This is a genomic window from Nostoc sp. DedSLP04, assembly GCF_034530775.1.
Lineage (GTDB): Bacteria > Cyanobacteriota > Cyanobacteriia > Cyanobacteriales > Nostocaceae > Nostoc.
In genome coordinates, this window is the sequence record NZ_JAVRCL010000015.1 from 25,282 (window position 1) to 42,496 (window position 17,215).

Sequence of the window (17,215 nt, forward strand, 5' to 3'; positions counted from 1 at the left end):
ATGACTAGCATTACCGAAATTGCCCCAGATATCTATCGCATCTCAACCTATGACCCAAAAATAGATATGCAATTCATCCAGTTTTTAGTGAAGGATAAAGAACCATTATTATTTCATACGGGTCTAAAGGGGATATTTTCAATAGTACATGATGCAGTGGCAAAGATTATTGACCCATCACAAATTCGCTGGATTAGCTTTAGCCATTTTGAAGCTGATGAATGTGGATCGCTAAATGAATGGCTGTCTATTGCGCCAAATGCTCAGACAGTTTGCAGCCCCATAGCAGCCTTTGTGAGTGTAGATGATTTTGCAATTCGTCCATCCAAGATTATGCAACAAGCTGAAGTTTTAAACACTGGTAAATATAATTTTCAGTTTCACCATATACCCCAAGTTCCTCATGGTTGGGATGCAGGATTATTCTTGGAAACTAGTCATAAAACCTTATTTTGCTCAGACCTTTTCCACCAGTTTGGAGATGTGGAAGCAATAACTGAGTCTGATGGATGTGATTGAACGGTTCCGTCAAACAATCGTCAATTATGAAGCAAGTCCTTTTCCCAATTACATACCATATACAACACATAGCGATGCCTGCGGCGGGCTGCGTCAACGCATTCTCCAAGAATTAGCAGCTCTCAAGCCGCGTACACTGGCGACAATGCATGGTTCAACGTTTGTGGGAGATGGTGAACGTGCATTGCAAGATTTAGCAGTTGTGTTGCGAGAAGTTTTGGTGAATCAGATTACTGCCACATAAATCCGCGTGACGGCAAAAAATGCAGTAATTTTAGCAACACGCATCCAATGAAATAATTACTGTAAAAAGTAGAAAAACAGAGGTTTAAATATGGTAAGTCCATTTGATTGGATTTTGTTAAAATCTAGACATATAGTAAAAGACAGATGGATTTCAGTACGGTCTGATACTTGCCAAATGCCTAATGGAACAATAGTTGAACCCTATTATGTTCTGGAATATCCAACATGGGTAAATGTTGTAGCTTTAACCAAAAATCAAGAAGTTATTTTAGTAAAGCAATATCGCCACGGTCTGAAAAAAACAATTCTAGAATTGCCCAGTGGTGCTATAGAGACTGAAGATTTTTTTCCAGTAGAAGCTGCAAAACGCGAATTATTAGAAGAAACTGGTTACACGAGCAATCATTTTATTGAAACTGGTATAGTATCACCAAACCCAGCTACTCATACCAATTTAACCCATTGTTTTTTAGCAACAGATGTGGAATGTGTAGCTGATTTAAAGTTAGATGTTACAGAACAAATTGATGTAGTTTTATTACCCCTAGAAAAGGTAATTGAAGGTATTGAGAATAATATATTACTGCAAACATTACATATTAGTTCATTATTCTTCGCTCTCACAAAACTTGGTAAAGTGCAATTTTATTAATCATCTGGCTAGAGTTGCCTTTGTCAATAGTCCTTACTACGTACCAGACATAAAGGAGAATTCACTAATGATATTGGAAACTCAACGCCTATTGCTGCGGGAAATGACGGTTTCTGACCTCGACGCGCTACTGCTTGTCCTCGGCGATGCAGAGTCGATGCGCTACTACCCAAAGCCCTTTGACCGCGAGATGGTGGAAAAATGGATTGACCGACATCGCCACAACTACGTACAGCATGGCGTGGGCTTATGGGCGATGGTTCTTAAAGCAACGGGTGAGGTAATCGGCGACTGCGGACTGGTTTGGCAAGAGGTCGAGGGACATCGAGAACTTGAAATTGGTTATCATGTCCGCCGCGACCAACAAACGCAGGGTTACGCTACCGAAGCCGCGTATGCTTGCCAAGACTACGCTTTTAACGTACTGGGTTGCGATCGCGTCATCTCTTTGATTCGCCCAGAGAACATCCCCTCTCGGCGCGTAGCTGAGAAGAACGGACTCAAGGTTGTTCAGAAAACACTCTGGCGCGACATACCGCACTATATATATGCTGTGTAGCGCTCAGAAAGTAAACTTTTTGCAACAAGTAATCTCAGAGGAACATAGTTATACCAGTTTAAAAAAAGAATGCGACAAATAGACCATTTGTAGAGACGCGATTCATCGCGTCTTCACCCAAGGATGTCTTGCAATCATTAATTGAATTGGTATTAGCCATTGCATCAATAATATGAGAGCGGAAAGTATTTGGTCATAGGGCACTTTTACTGAGCGTTAGCGGGACGTTTAGCTTGTGCTGAGTAAAGAAGTGAGATTCTCGACTCAGCACTTTTGATAATTGGGTTGTCTTGTTCCAGCAAAGACTAGGAACGAGATTTGAAAAGGATGAAGTGTTAGGTTGTAGAGCGAACTTTTAGTTGGCTATGCTTCAAAATCTCAGGTGCATTTAATTTTTTGAGTATAAAATCTAGTTGCTAAAAGAGCCACACCTGCTACTAAAGTTGCTAGTACACTATTAGGTTCAGGAACGGCAGCAACTTGAGCATCAATTCGTGCAGTTCCAGCAAACAAACCAGTCAATTTAGAGTCGCCTAATATATTAGCAAACTCTGGAGAAATCAACAATTTCACATCAGGGATGGTTAAATTGTAGCCATCAAATGCTACAAGTCCTGGAGCGCTCAAATCAAACAAAATTGTATTTAAAGAAAACGTATCTCTTAAAACAAGTCCGCTGGCACCTGTGACAGTACGTCCTGGAGCAAAACCGATTGAAAAGTTACCAACAGTAATTTGATTGTTGAATGTAACAGTACCAGTATGCTCGATTGTACCTGAGAGTGGAGTAAAACCGCCCTCGTCACTGAACGTGAAGTTGGTAGCTGAGTCGATGTTGAAGCCAACTAAATAATTGCTAGGAATTGGTGCAACTGTCTGATTAGTACCTGTCAAGTTTAGCCCAATACTACTAAGAATCTCTTCGTGATCGCGATCGATACTGGTGACTCCAGATATCACTTTAAAAGTTGCAGCTTCTACCTGTATGGGTGCTATTGAGATGAAAGCTGCTGTAGTACAACCAAGAATTCCTGCAAACTGAAAAAAATGCATATATATTTCTGATGATCTTCTTATTTTATTTTAGAAAATAAAATCTTTTTTATTAATCTATAAAGTCAAAATTTACTCTAAAAAAATATTTGCAAAAGTTAAGTTTGTGTAAATATACAGTTAATAACAATATTTAAACCAGGCATTTCAAAACCCAAGTTAAGTAAGTAGGTACAAATAAAAATCAATCATCAGAATGAAGTATAAAGCATGAAGTATAAAGCTTTAAGGATAGAAAATGAAAAAAATATAGTTACGTTTAATTATGTCCAATACCAATTATTTACCCTTCAATCTAATAATTATGAAGTGGTCAAACATAAGCTTACCTTTAATTATTGATAAGTTTAAATTAAGAGTTGCAGTACTGTCTTATATAATTTCAGTGTAATAATGATAAAAAAATGATATAAATACGTTGATAAAAGCACAGCAATGCTCATACATATCAATTTCAACCAAAACACAAGAGAAAATTTTCGTTTACAGCCAGAGGTAATGCCTTAAAAGCGGTTCTGTTGGAAATTTAGGAGGCGTATTTTTACAATAGGTATTCCCAGACTTAGCTGAGAACTAGAGAAAGCTGATTTTTTCTCGCCGATTTACTTTTTAGTTCACAGACTTGTTCTAATCCACCAGCTTATTTTCTCCAAATTAGAATCTATTTCCTGCCAAAAGCTGGCTGAAAAGTCTACTTCTCTTGTTGCTGCAAGTATTTTATCTATACTATCGAAGTTTTTTTGAATCAATTGCTTATCTAGTTTAGGAATATCTAATTTCAGATATTTCAAACGGTTGGGTAACTCTACTTTCTCTTGTTTCGGCAAGTGCTGAATTCGATCGACTTGTTCTAAAATTTTGTCTATTGATGTAATAACTTCTTGTAGATTTGGCTTTTTAGTTTTTAATTGCAAATCTTTTTCTTCAAAGGCTTCTTCTTGATTACCTAATTTTACTAAGACTATTTTGACAAAGAAAATATTGTAATCTACCTGACTAACTTCACCCACTTGCTGATAATGTTTTCCACTTTTATTTATAACTACTATGTCACCTTTCTCAATTCTATTGTTCATAATTTATATAGCTTGGTCTTAAATTACTAAATAATCTCCTCTACAGAAAATACTACTCTAAAGCCACAAACCCTCAGTCCACCGTCTGACTCATTCCAGCTACGGCTAGCACTGCGACACAGTTCTGGACTGAAACTCCAAGAACCACCGCGTAGCACCCGACGATTTATATCACCGCCAACTTCCCAAGCTGTTCCATCTAAGGGTGCGTCGTTATAATTGTTATGCCACGAATCAGCACACCATTCCCAAACTAGCCCGTGCATATCGTACAATCCAAAGGCGTTGGCGACTTCAAAACTACCGACGTTTGTTGTTTCTTTACGGAATTTGCTTTTTGGTTCCATTGTGCAGCTGACTAACTTAGGGGTAATGGTTTCGCCAAAGTGGAAAGACGTTGTAGTTCCAGCCCGACATGCATATTCCCATTCAGCTTCACTCGGTAAACGATAGTCGCGTCCAGTTTTTTCTGATAGCCTGAGACAGAATTCTACAGCTTCATACCAAGATACATTTTCCACTGGTCTATCTAGACCTTTGAATTTCGATGGATGGGGATTTAAAGCTTGTTTGACTTTGGGTAAAGCTGCTACTACTCTCCACTGTGCTTGAGTTACAGGAAATTTCCCCATAAAAAATGGTTCAACGGTAACTTGATGTCGTGGACGTTCGTCAGCATCTCCTTCAAATTCTGGTGAACCCATCATGTAAGTACCACCAGGAATCGATACCATTTCTAATGTGACAGATTTACCTAATTCTTCAGCAAAGAAGTTTGCATTACAGTTCATGCGGTTTACTTCTCTACCACCTGTGTCTACTGTCACTACATCAAATTCAAAGGTTTCTAATGGGGGTAATGGGAGGATTACTTTTTGTGGTAGCGGCGATAATATAGGTTGAGGCATCGAAACAATTTTTAAGGCAACAGGTTCAATGTTCGATGTGGCAAACTTGACATCGTTGATGACTTCAACTGCTGTTTGATACCTTTCACTCGGTAGATGTTTGAGTAATTTATCTAAAATTTTTCCGAGTTCGTCGCTGATAGTAATACCTTTTTTCTGTAAATGTTCGCGCCACAACCATTTAGCATTCATGGCATCATAAATAGGGTCATTAATCTGTCCAGAAGCATCCTGCAAGGGCAAACATTGAGTTAAAAGACGCACACAAGTTACACCCAAAGCATACAAATCACTGCCGTGACAAGCAAATCCAGCCATTTGTTCTGTTGGGGCATAGCCAAGGGTATAAATTACCGTAGCTTGTCTTCCGATACTGGTTTGTGTTACTTGTTTAGCACCGCCAAAGTCAATTAAGACGGGTTTTTCATCACTTGCACGGCGGATAATATTTTCTGGTTTGATATCTCGATGAATAACATTATGAGTATGAATGAATTGCAGTACTGGCAATAAATCAGCTAAAAGTTCCCAAATTTGTTGTTCACCATAAATTTGTTGCTGAACTTCTTGTAAGAGAGTTTTGCCTTGAATAAATTCTTGTACGAGATACAAGCTAGTACCTTGTTCAAAATAAGCTAGTAATCTGGGAATTTGGGTATGATTTTCTCCCAGTTCATACAACCGAAAAGCCTCTTCTTTGAAAAATTCTGCGGCTTTAGTGCGTTGTCCTGTTCCCTGGAACTGCGGGAAAAATTGCTTGATGACGCAAGGGGCGTTTAGTCTATCTACATCTTCTGTAGAATATGTTCTACTAAATCCACCTTCACCTAAGAGTCTTAATACTCGGTAACGGTTTCTGAGAAGTTTGCCAAAGTTGCTTTGTCCGCAACTCACGCAAAATCTATTGCTATCAGAGTTGAATGGATTTGAGCAATTGGGATTTTGGCAGATTTGCATAATGAGGGGGAAATAGCATCTTCTCCAAAGTTAGCCCCAATATTATCTAATTGAAAACAGTTATGTAGAGAAGCTAACACGGAAGTTTATTCATGTGTTTAAAACTATGTTTACACGAGGGCATAAGGATGAATATAATTCAAAATTCAAAATTCAAAATTCAAAATTTAAGAGAGTTACATTAGAGGATGTTTGAAAAGTTTGTAGTGGTGTATAAAGTATTTGTTTACCCCACCCTAACCCTCCCCTTGCAAAGGGGAGGGAACCGGATTTTTCTTTTTTCCCCCCAATATATCGGGGGGATTAAGGGGGGTAATTTGACTTGTGTATACACGGTATTTGGAAAGGGGAGGGAAATAGATTTATTTTTTCCTGCCTTTATAAGGGGGGATTAAGGGGAGTAAAATGTGATTAAAATCACAGTCAACTACTTTTAAAACAACCTCTTAGGAGATTTAAAATTACGAATGATACTGATATTTGTGCGTTATGGTAAGCATAACTCACTCGATATTTTAATATAGCTGTTGTTCACTATCTAAAAAAGTTCATAAAGAACCAAATTACCCATAACTTTTATTGGCAATAGCGAGTCTTATTTGAAAGTTTTATTGTCTCCAGAAGCGCGAATTAATTCAGCTACAAGGGCAACGATCGCAGATACTAAAATTAACATTACACTGAGAGCATTAATATCAGGTTTAACTCCGGTTCTAATGCGGCTAAAAATTTCCATTGGCAGGGTGTTAGAACCGCTACCAGCAGTAAAACTAGCAATCAGAAAGTCATCTAAGCTAAGAACAAAAGCCAACAGACAACCAGCGACAATCCCAGGCATTAATTGAGGTAACAATACTTTGATGAAAGCTTGGGTTGGTGTCGCACCTAAATCTAGTGCTGCTTCTTCTAAGTGGGGGTCTAAATTAGTCAGTCGGGAAGCAACTACAAGTCCAACGTAGGCTAGACAAAACACTACATGGGCTGCAACTATTGTCCACAAACTCAAAGGTACTGCAAAGGCTGCTAGACATACTAAAGTAGCCACTGCGATCGCAATATCGGGAATAATCAATGGTAGGTAAGCAATACCCAAATACAATTTCTTACCAGGAAATTCGTAACGCGCCAACCCAACCGCCATCAAGGTTCCCAGCACTGCGGAAATTGCCACGGCACAACCCGCAACTATCATACTGTTTTGCAAAGCCGATAAAATGCGATCGTCACTGAACAACTTGCGATACCAATCGAGAGTGAATCCTTGCCAAGTTGCACTGTAAGGCGACTTATTGAAGCTATAAAAGCCAAGTACCAGTATGGGCAGGTACATGAACACAAATATCAGCAGTGAGAAAACCGCTTGCCATGAGACACGCGGTTTTTTGATAAATGGAGAGATATTCACGTTTATATATGATTTTTCTTGATAGCAATCGGTTATATCATATCTTATGTAAAAAGTCAATTCTTACTGACTAGCGATCGCCACTTTCTTTTCCATCACTGTGAATATACAAGTAGTTCTTGTCAAGATTGCAATATTCCTGGCAAACATTGCAATATTTCTTATCAACATTAGAATATTCCTGGCAAACATTAGAATATTCCTGGCAGACATTGCAATATTCCTGGCAAACATTAGAATATTCCTGATCAATACTGCAATATTTCTCATCAACATTAGAATATTTCGGTATAATCTATTTCCCACTCGGACACACTGACTGCATTTCTTGGGGAAGTTGCCGACACATCTGCTGTAATCCTTGAGGATTAATTTGCCACCAAGCAAATAATCCCAGACTTGTACCCCCTACAAGCAACGCCAACACTCCCCCCAGCATTACTAAAGGTTTACGCCACTTCGGTTTTGTAATTAAAGTTGGTGGAATTTCTGGGTTGAGAGGTGGTTCTTCTGAAAGATCCAAATCTAGATCCGAATTTAGATCCAAATCTAGCAAAGCTTGGGAACTTTCTGTAAAAGAAGTTGGTTCTTCTAATTCCTCTAGTTCTTCTGGTTCTTCTAGTTCTTCTAATTTCTCTAGTTCTTCTTCTTGTATTTCTGTTTCTATAATCTCTTCTGGCAACGCCGGAGTCACGGGTACTAAGTATTCTGGAGAGACACGGCAATAGGTCATCACAACCGATGTATTATCATGCCCATTTTTTTCGTTTGCTAAGTTAATCCAGTTGCGGACAGCATCTTCAACTGTCATTTGCCCTGTTAGCACGGGTATTGCATAATCCTGCCAAGATTGTTCTACCCAGTTGCGATCGCTTAAACCATCAGAACACAGTAGCAAAATGCCATCTTCTTCCAGAATAAATCGCTGAACATTGAGACGCAAAGATTCTGAATTTCTTGTCCCCAATGCTTGAGTTAAAGCACTCGCATCTGGTCTGAAGAGTGCCTTTCGATACAAACTTTTAGCAAGGCGTACTTCTCGCGTTGCCACATCATCATCTATAGTTAGTAGCTGGCAATAATTGCGAGTAATCCAATAGGCCCGGCTATCGCCAACATTAGCCAAGTAAAGCTCATGGGTATTATTTGATTGCCACCCAGTACTTGTCTGGATTCGTTGTGGAACTTGCAACGCCATCACAATAGTTGTAGCCATGCGTTCTTTGCCCTGGCGTTTTTGTTCGTTATTGCGGGCACAAATTACATTATTTACCACCCGTAAGCTTGCTTCTAATTGTTCCTGCAACAACTCAGGTGAAAAAAGTGCAGTTTGTTCTGTCACCTCAGTTAGTAAAGCGCGAATTTGCAACTTTACAGACTGCACTGCCAACTGACTTGCAACCTCACCGCCTTCGTGCCCACCAATGCCATCGCACACAATCGACAAGTGGCGCAATAAAGGTTCATCTAAATCACTCAAACTATTGGGATAGCAAGCATCTTCATTTTGCGCCATCATTGGGCCAATATCTGTAGAACCTGCCACCTTTAAGGCTAATGGCAATTCTGCCGCAGCTGCTAGTAGTAAATTATTGAGTTGAATACTAATTTCCTCTAACTCAATCTCAGTTTCACACATCTCTTGGACAATGTCCTGTAACGCTTTAGCTACTGATGCCTTCGCAGAAACTACCCAAAACTGCCAACATTCCCCCAGATTTTGTAAACTCAACTTCTCATCAGCTGGTGTTTGGTAGAGTTCCAACAGTCGCACACACCAACCTTCGACTCTCAAGTTGTCTATTACTAGTAAACTGCGGCTAAGTCCCAATTCTGCTAGAGGTGTCCAAAGTTGGAGAATTTGCCACAGCCAATAAACTTGTCGTACTGCCGTGGCTTCCTCCCAAGCCTCAACAATAGTTGGATAGATATTTCCTGTCTTATCTATCGGCGCATTTTCCAATAAGAGGATATCAGTTGTATCTTCTTCAAGATTACTAGCAAACCCATAAGCCTGTGGCAGATGCAACCGCTCTTGATATAACCGTAAATAAGGAATTACTGCCGTTGGCAATTCTTCAGGTACATCTGGCGGCAGTCCCGGTTGAGTATCCAGCCAAATCTGTTGTTTAATTACCTCATACCTGTCTGCTACCTTTGTGCCTGGTGGGATGTAAGCAGCCAATGAGCCAGTCGCCCAAAGATAGCGGTGAACTAAAGGAGTTTGGCAACTGGCACAAACGTTATCTCCCATAGGATTAATGGGGCTATTACAGCGTGGATTTATACAAAAAATTATCAATTGAGTGGAAATCATAAAACAAGAGTCAGGAGTCAGAATTCTTATTTATACATAAACTTCGATTAACTTTAGCTGGCAATGAATTGAAGGCTAGAATAAACTGGACTTGTGTACTGCTAGCTACACCTTGTTACTGAAATTAATCAAAATTACAAAATTATTGGTAGAAATACCCAGTTTTGTTTTCTGTAAATAACTTATATCTGGCTGTATCTAATCGTAGAAATGCATTTACGTCAATGTAGAGTTTAGGATGGCGCTATGCCAAGTTTTACCTTAATCTGGCTTCTGGCAGGAGCAGTTCTGTGTTTAATGGAACTGTTCTTACCGTCGGCGTTTGTCGCCTTGATGATGGGAATTAGCGCTTTTGTGGTGGCGCTGCTGTCTGGAGTGGGTATGGGAAGTGTATGGTTGCAAATTGTAGTTTGGCTGTTGCTTTCCATAGCCCTAATCGTGCTTTCTCGTCGGTTTTTGCAACCAAGACAACGCAAATCAAAAATTCGGGATGCAGTCATAGCTGAAACCTTAACAGAAATTCTGCCTGGAAAAACAGGGCGGGTACGGTATGAGGGAAATTCTTGGCAAGCAAGATGTGACGATGACAAATTTACCATACCACCCCATCAAAGAGTTTATGTGGTTAGGAGGGAAGGTACTACTTTGATTGTTGTACCGGAAAATCTGTTGAATTCTTGAGTATTTGTCATTTGTCACTTGTACTGAGCGAAGTCGAAGTATTTGTCATTTGTCATTTGTCACAATTCAATAGTTCTTTTTACTCTAATTTCTCTGCTCACTCATCTCCTCCACTTTGCACTCCCTTTATTAAAAATTAGGAGATTTACAATGGAACAGTTTTTTTTACTAGTATTTTTAGCTCTTGGTGGTTCTGCTGTAGCAGGTTCGGTGAAAGTCGTCAATCAGGGCAATGAAGCTTTGGTGGAAAGATTGGGTAGCTATAACAAAAAACTAGAACCAGGACTAAACTTTGTCGTTCCTTTTGTAGATAGAGTTGTCTACCGAGAAACTATCAAAGAAAAAGTCTTAGATATTCCTCCTCAACAGTGCATTACCCGTGACAACGTTGGTATTGAGGTAGATGCAGTGTTTTATTGGCGCATTGTGGATATGGAAAAAGCCTGGTACAAGGTAGAAAATCTCCAAGCGGCAATGATAAATATGGTGCTGACTCAAATTCGCGCCGAAATGGGACAACTGGAGTTGGATCAAACTTTTACTGCTCGTTCCCACATCAGTGAGCTTTTATTACAAGATTTGGATGTTGCGACCGATCCTTGGGGTGTGAAAGTGACACGGGTAGAACTGCGAGATATTATTCCGTCTCAAGCAGTACGAGAATCGATGGAATTGCAAATGTCAGCAGAACGACGCAAACGGGCTGCAATTTTAACTTCTGAGGGCGATCGCGAAGCTGCTGTCAATAGCGCCAGAGGTAAGGCTGACGCGCAAATCTTGGATGCGGAAGCTCGTCAAAAATCGGTAATTTTGCAAGCGGAAGCTGAACAAAAGGCGATCGTTTTGAAGGCTCAAGCAGAACGTCAACAACAAGTTTTGAAAGCCCAAGCGATCGCAGAGTCATCAGAAATTATTGCCCAAAAGCTCCACAATAATCCCAATGCCAATAAAGCAGTGGAAGTTCTGTTTGCCTTGGGCTATCTCGATATGGGCGCGACAATTGGTAAAAGCGATAGCAGTAAAGTGATTTTTATAGATCCGCGTTCCATTCCCGCTGCCTTAGAGGGTATACGCTCCGTCGTTTCAGATGGTCAGGTTAACTCTAACGATTTGTTTTCTAAACAAATCCCAGGATTAGAAAATAACCGCTCTAGTTAAGAATGGGAAATGGGAAGCAGGGGAGCAGAGGAGACAGTGGAGGTACGGAGAGAAAGAATAATTATTGCCCAATGCCCCATGCCCCATTCCCAATGACAAATGACAAATGACAAATGACAAATGATAATTAACCCAGAACAGGTTATCAACGCTATTATTGCGATCGCGAATCCTTTAATTAAGGAAAAAATTCAGCGCAATGAGACTGTAATTAAATTACTTCAGCAGTTTAACCTCGATCCAGAGCATCCACCAGCAGATTTTAGTGGGGTTTATGCATACACACTGGTAGAGTACGGTGTTGGAAAACCTAAGCCTTTTTTAGAACTTTTTCGCCAAGAAGCAATAAAACAGGCTTTCCGTAAAGCATTTGACCATAACAACCCCTCAATTTTGCTTTCTGAGGTTGATGCTTGGCTTAATGCTTATGCGTTGGGTGATGACATTAGAAGTTTGGGAACTGACATTAGAAGGGAAATTGCCGCATTTTATATTGTTTTTGCAGAAGTTGCTAAACGCACTCGCAACCCAGCAGATACATTAATGAGTCAACAAATTGGCTCTTTGCAAAAACGCATTGCAAATATCCAAGAAGTACTTGACAGGTTGCCGACGCTGGAAGGTATTCGGACAGAAATAGCGCGGTTGGCTGCACAAAATTCCTTTGCACTGCTAGAGGCCGAAACATCTACTGAAAATAAATGTCGAGCTATAGCTTTAGCTCAACAAATGCGCGGCTGGTTTGAAACTTTGGGCTACCGCTTTGAAAAGTATGAAGTTTGGGGTGATTCATATTTTGAGTGGATTATCAATGTGCCAACCCGGCGTAACCGATATGACCGCATCCTGATTCGGGGAATTGAGGGGGAAGTTGGACTTAAGGATGTCGCTGTTTTGCGTTCCTCTGTGGAGCAGCAGAGAACTGATGAAGGTTGGTTAGTTACAGCCAGACGGATTGCACGCGCGGCGCGAAATGAGGTGGAAAAGGAGGAAAATCGCCACTTAGGTTGTTACACTTTTGACGAACTCATTGACCAAGATGCTGATTTTAGCGATTATCTCGATTGGTTGGAAGCAGAAATCATCCGGCGGCAAATAGATACAAAATACGTTCCTTTAGCTTGTACAAAAGAAGAAATTGACCCCGATACTAAACAGCGTATCGGCATCAGTCACTATAGCGATCGCGATGGTTGGATTGATGGTTATATTGATGTGTGGTTGGACGATCCCGCCAAAGAGCATATTTCTATACTAGGAGAATTTGGTACGGGGAAAACTTGGTTTTCCTTCCATTATGCTTGGGTGGCATTGCAACGTTATCGAGATGCCCAAAAACGCGGTGTAGAGCGTCCCCGTTTGCCTTTGGTGATTACGCTGCGAGATTTTGCCAAAGCGATAAATGTCGAGAACGTTTTAGCAGGGTTCTTTTTTACACAACATAATATTCGTTTAACTAGCGAAGTCTTTGACCAGTTAAACCGCATGGGCAAATTGCTGCTAATTTTCGATGGTTTTGACGAAATGGCAGCAAAAATTGACCGTCAGCAGATGATTAATAACTTTTGGGAACTGGCAAAAGTGGTGGTTCCCAGTGCCAAGGTTATCCTGACTTGTCGCACCGAACATTTTCCCGACGCTAAGGAAGGACGTGCTTTACTCAATGCCGAGTTGCAAGCTTCTACCAAGCAGTTCACAGGGGAAACACCGCAGTTTGAAATGCTGGAACTAGAGAAATTTAACGACGAGCAAATTCGACTAGTGTTGTCGCATCAAACGGTAGCTGCAACGATTGAACAAGTAATGGGAAATCCGCAATTACTGGATTTAGCCCGTCGTCCGGTGATGAGTGAGTTAATTTTGGAAGCTTTGCCAGATATTGAGGCGGGTAAACCTGTGGATATGTCGCGGGTTTACTTGTACGCGGTGCGGCGGAAAATGGAACGGGATATAAAGAGCGATCGCACGTTTACTTCTTTGGCAGAAAAGCTATACTTTTTGTGCGAACTTTCTTGGGAAATGCTGTCTACTGACAAAATGAGCCTCAATTATCGGCTGTTCCCAGAACGCATTCGCCGCTTATTTGGTTCTATCGTTCAAGAAGAGAAGGATTTAGACCACTGGCATTATGACATGATGGCGCAAACGATGCTTGTGCGTAATGCTGATGGTGACTACACTCCGGCTCATAGATCGCTGTTAGAGTTTTTTGTAGCGTATAAATTTGCAGCAGAGTTGGGAGCGTTGGCTAGCGATTTTACTGAATTAGCCCAAGCACAGTCAGGTTTGAATAGCAGTGCAGTGCCTATTGACTATACATGGTCTGGTTATTTTTCGCGCAAGGATAATATTATTGCACCACTAAAAGCATTTACAAGTGAGTCTTTTGAGAAATTGAGAGAAACTTTTGGTAAAGCACCACTTACAAAAGCTGTGATGGATTTGCTTGTGCCGATGTTAGGTGATAGTGATTCGCTAATTAAGGTTATTGAGGTGACACGCTTTAGAAGTGAGGATGAGGTTGGTTATGTTGGCGGAAATGCGGCGACCTTAGCAGTGAAGGTAGATAAAGGAGCCTTGGAGGGGAGAGATTTAAGTTGTACTTTGATTAAAGGGACAGATTTTAGGAATGCTCGTTTGCAGAGCGTGAATTTTGCAGAAGCAAATTTAGCAGATTGTGATTTTACACTTTCAGTTGCATTTAGTCCTTATGGAAAGATTCTTGCTAGTAGTAGCACTAACGCAGTTAGATTACGGGATATTGAAACAGGTAAACTCCTAAAAACTTTATATGGGCATAGTTGTTGGATATTCTCAGTTGTTTTTAGTACTGATGGAAAGCTGTTAGCTAGTAGTAGCGTTGACGCAAAAGTTAGATTATGGGATATTGAAACAGGTAAATGCCTAACAGCTATTAATGGAGATCCATATACACTACATTCAGTTGTATTTAATCCTGTTGATGGAACATTAGCTAGTGGGGGTTCTGACTCAAAAGTAAAATTATGGGATGTGAATACAGGTGAATGCTTTAAAATTCTACAGGGGCATAGTAGTACAATTCGTTCGCTTGACTTCCACCCTGGCGGTAAAAGTCTTGCTAGCGGTAGTTCCGACTGCACAGTAAGGTTATGGGATGTGGACACAGGCGAATGCTTCAAAATTTTGCCAGGACACTCGAATGTAGTGCAGGAAGTAGCTTTTAGTGCTGATGGGCAAATCCTTGCCACAGCTAGTGAAGATACTACTGTTAAGTTGTGGCATATCCCGATTGGAGAATGTTTTCAAACACTATGTGGACATACTGCTGAGGTATTTTCAGTTTCCTTCAATCCTGATGGTAAAACTGTTGTTAGTGGTAGCCAAGATGAAACAATCAAAATTTGGGATGTTGAAACTGGCGAATGTCTAAAAACATTGAGAAGCGATCGCCCCTATGAACGCATGAATATCACAGGTGTTAAAGGTTTAACCACAGCAGAAATTACTACCCTTAAATCATTAGGTGCAATGGAAGATGGGGAATAAATTTTAGGCGATACCTGATGGGAGGCTAGCGCGATGTCTACAATGGGCTATGCCTACGCACTTTTGGTAAATGTAGAAGATGAAGACTTGTAAAGGAAAGTTGATTTACCGCAGTAACAAAACCTCAACTCCTAAAACTTCAGCACTTGTTCCTAAAGCTTCATCAGCCGTTACCAATTGGATATTATTTTGAAAAGCGATCGCCAAATGTAGAGCATCCAGTGTACGCAACGGTGTATCAAATCGACTAATCCACTCACGGGCTAAATTATAGTGAACTGTTTCTATCGCGATTTGAGTATAAAATTCACTTTCCAAATCTGCTTGGAACCTCGCTACAATAGCTGTTGCATCCTGCTGAGATATTTCTCGCATTCTGACTCGACGCGATAGCGCAGAAACCAGTTCAACCTCAACCAATTGACTCAAACCAACTTCAGTTTCATTGATAAGTAACTGTTCAACTACATCGCTTAAAGCTTCTGTCCAATATAAAGGAGCAATAATGCTTGTATCTAAATAAATCAACGACATTCCTCTGTACGCGCATTTATGACGGTTGCACTCAAAGACTCACCCTCAATCGCCAGGGAATCTCGAAATTGTTTCATATTTGCTAACCGTTGTTCCTTTTGTAGCAGAGGAACTAAACGAGCTACAGCTTTATCTTGCTCCAGCAAAATTACTTCTTCTCCCCTAGCTACCCGTTCCAAGAGAGATTTTAAATTGATGGCTGCTTCTTCAATGCTAATTCTCAACACTTCATTACTCCTGTTGTTAAGCTTAAATATTAAATAAAATTTCCTGTTTACATTATTGTAATTGGATTTAGCCACTTTATATCTTATTTAGTAATATCTAAAAAATAGATACAATGAAAGATAGTGAACGCATTTTAGGTTCACCTCATATTTCATCTAAACTATTTGATAAAATTACAATGACTAGTAAGAAAAATTTAATGTCTACTACAGGCTACGCCTACGCAACGCTTATCCCATACTTTTCATGATGAAATAATCAAGCTTTGATGCTTTGTAAATTATGACATTATCTATTCAGCCAACCACAGCAATAAGTGTAGAAGAGTTCTTAAAACTACCGGAGACAAAACCAGCAAGCGAGTATTTTAACGGGCAAATATACCAAAAGCCTATGCCACAAGGAGAACACAGTACTTTACAAATTGAATTAGCTTCTGCCATAAATCAAGTTGCAAAACTACAAAAATTAGCTTATGCCTTTCCTGAATTACGCTGTACATTTGAAGGTCGTTCAATAGTACCAGATATTGCTGTGTTTGAATGGCAAAAAATTCCCCTTGATGCAAAAGGTAGAGTTACAAATAAATTTGAGATTCCCCCAGATTGGATAATCGAAATTCTTTCACCAGAACAATCACCTAACCGAGCGATCCGCAAAATTACATTTTCTATTCAAAATGGAGCGAAGCTAGGTTGGTTACTCGATTCTGCTGATGAGTCCATCATGATTTTTGAACCTAATAAATTACCAGAATTAAAAGAACAGCAAGATATCTTACCAGTTTTGAGTGTTTTGGAAAACTGGCAATTAACAGTTGCAGATGTATTTAGTTGGTTGAGTTTTATTTGAATAAAACATTTATTACAGCAGAAATCAGAAATAAAACACGCTTTATCCGTCTCATAAATTGGTATAACTATTGACTAATCCCAGTACTTTGATTCACCTGGCATTGACTGCACAACCCAAAAAACTCTAGGGTGTGGTAAAAAACTTTAAATTTATGGCTTGATTCTAACTGGTTTTCTAAGTCATGAACTGGACATTGATTAATCGCAATTGAGACACCACATTGCAAGCAGGTAAGGTGGTGTTTATCTTGTTGTGCTAGGCTATAGAGGGCTTCACCATTAGCCAAATTCCGCACTTGTACTATACCTTCTAGTTTTAAGGCTTCTAGAGAACGGTAAACTGTTGCTAAACCCATACTCTGATTTGTATTACGTAGTTCTACGTAAATATCTTGGGCGGAAATGCCTTTTTTGATATTTTTCAGGAGGTTGAAAATACGCTCTTGACTGCGGGTGCGTATAGCTCTCATAGACAATTATTTAAGTATGCCACTGTAGTTTGAAGCTGTTAGATGAGCTAATCGATCGATTAACTTTAAC

Annotated in this window: 15 protein-coding genes and 1 pseudogene; 8 read left to right on the forward strand and 8 right to left on the reverse strand. The window is 40.0% G+C overall.

The genetic code is table 11. The features are described 5' to 3' along the window. From RMX89_RS11260 to RMX89_RS11275, 4 genes are all read left to right on the forward strand, one after another. Positions 1-519 carry a hypothetical protein gene (locus RMX89_RS11260; RefSeq protein ID WP_322688989.1) on the forward strand — a complete coding sequence of 173 codons (519 nt, stop codon included), beginning with the start codon at positions 1-3 and terminating at the stop codon, positions 517-519. Continuing rightward, on the forward strand, positions 506-763 hold the full coding sequence (locus tag RMX89_RS11265) for a hypothetical protein (RefSeq protein WP_322688990.1): 258 nt from the start codon (positions 506-508) through the stop codon (positions 761-763). Before RMX89_RS11260 ends, RMX89_RS11265 begins: the two co-directional genes overlap by 14 nt. A 90-nt stretch (positions 764-853) precedes the next feature. Next, positions 854-1,417, forward strand: a complete 564-nt coding sequence (locus RMX89_RS11270) for an NUDIX hydrolase (protein WP_322688991.1) — start codon at positions 854-856, stop codon at positions 1,415-1,417. Next, positions 1,395-1,976 (forward strand): GNAT family N-acetyltransferase, encoded by a 582-nt coding sequence (locus tag RMX89_RS11275; RefSeq protein ID WP_322688992.1) that lies wholly within the window; start codon positions 1,395-1,397, stop codon positions 1,974-1,976. The genes RMX89_RS11270 and RMX89_RS11275 overlap by 23 nt, the downstream gene beginning before the upstream one ends. A gap of 378 nt (positions 1,977-2,354) precedes the next feature. On the opposite strand, the gene RMX89_RS11280 is transcribed toward RMX89_RS11275, so the two are convergent. The 5 genes from RMX89_RS11280 to RMX89_RS11300 form a co-directional block, all read right to left on the reverse strand. Continuing rightward, complete coding sequence (locus RMX89_RS11280; protein WP_322688993.1) at positions 2,355-3,029, reverse strand: hypothetical protein; 675 nt, start codon at positions 3,027-3,029, stop codon at positions 2,355-2,357. A gap of 614 nt (positions 3,030-3,643) precedes the next feature. Continuing rightward, complete coding sequence (locus tag RMX89_RS11285; RefSeq protein ID WP_322688994.1) at positions 3,644-4,105, reverse strand: hypothetical protein; 462 nt, start codon at positions 4,103-4,105, stop codon at positions 3,644-3,646. 26 nt (positions 4,106-4,131) lie between these two features. Beyond that, the gene (locus RMX89_RS11290) at positions 4,132-5,970 is read right to left on the reverse strand and encodes a bifunctional serine/threonine-protein kinase/formylglycine-generating enzyme family protein (protein WP_322688995.1); all 1,839 of its coding nucleotides are present in this window, start codon (positions 5,968-5,970) and stop codon (positions 4,132-4,134) included. Positions 5,971-6,565: 595 nt separating this feature from the next. Next, positions 6,566-7,375 carry an ABC transporter permease gene (locus RMX89_RS11295; protein ID WP_322688996.1) on the reverse strand — a complete coding sequence of 270 codons (810 nt, stop codon included), beginning with the start codon at positions 7,373-7,375 and terminating at the stop codon, positions 6,566-6,568. Between the two features lie 295 nt (positions 7,376-7,670). Then, entirely contained in the window at positions 7,671-9,692 is a 2,022-nt protein-coding gene (locus RMX89_RS11300) for a protein phosphatase 2C domain-containing protein (RefSeq protein ID WP_322688997.1), read from the reverse strand. 246 nt (positions 9,693-9,938) lie between these two features. Here RMX89_RS11300 and RMX89_RS11305 point away from each other — a divergent pair, with 246 nt between their 5' ends. The 3 genes and pseudogenes from RMX89_RS11305 to RMX89_RS11315 form a co-directional block, all read left to right on the forward strand. After that, positions 9,939-10,373, forward strand: coding sequence for an NfeD family protein (locus RMX89_RS11305; protein WP_322671881.1), 435 nt, complete (start codon positions 9,939-9,941; stop codon positions 10,371-10,373). 150 nt (positions 10,374-10,523) lie between these two features. Continuing rightward, positions 10,524-11,531, forward strand: a complete 1,008-nt coding sequence (locus RMX89_RS11310) for an SPFH domain-containing protein (RefSeq protein ID WP_322685505.1) — start codon at positions 10,524-10,526, stop codon at positions 11,529-11,531. Between the two features lie 120 nt (positions 11,532-11,651). After that, a pseudogene (locus RMX89_RS11315) lies at positions 11,652-14,975 on the forward strand (NACHT domain-containing protein); the annotation flags it as partial. Positions 14,976-15,164: 189 nt separating this feature from the next. Here the strand turns inward: RMX89_RS11315 and RMX89_RS11320 are convergent. Next, positions 15,165-15,593 carry a type II toxin-antitoxin system VapC family toxin gene (locus RMX89_RS11320; protein WP_322685506.1) on the reverse strand — a complete coding sequence of 143 codons (429 nt, stop codon included), beginning with the start codon at positions 15,591-15,593 and terminating at the stop codon, positions 15,165-15,167. Next, positions 15,584-15,820 carry a type II toxin-antitoxin system Phd/YefM family antitoxin gene (locus RMX89_RS11325; protein WP_322685507.1) on the reverse strand — a complete coding sequence of 79 codons (237 nt, stop codon included), beginning with the start codon at positions 15,818-15,820 and terminating at the stop codon, positions 15,584-15,586. The genes RMX89_RS11320 and RMX89_RS11325 overlap by 10 nt, the downstream gene beginning before the upstream one ends. A 283-nt stretch (positions 15,821-16,103) precedes the next feature. On the opposite strand from RMX89_RS11325, the gene RMX89_RS11330 reads away from it, so the two are divergent. Beyond that, positions 16,104-16,673, forward strand: a complete 570-nt coding sequence (locus tag RMX89_RS11330; RefSeq protein ID WP_322688998.1) for a Uma2 family endonuclease — start codon at positions 16,104-16,106, stop codon at positions 16,671-16,673. Between the two features lie 67 nt (positions 16,674-16,740). Here the strand turns inward: RMX89_RS11330 and RMX89_RS11335 are convergent, their stop codons facing one another. Next, a complete protein-coding gene (locus RMX89_RS11335) occupies positions 16,741-17,145 on the reverse strand; it encodes a Fur family transcriptional regulator (RefSeq protein WP_322671886.1) in 405 nt (134 codons plus the stop codon). Between the last annotated feature and the right edge of the window lie 70 nt (positions 17,146-17,215).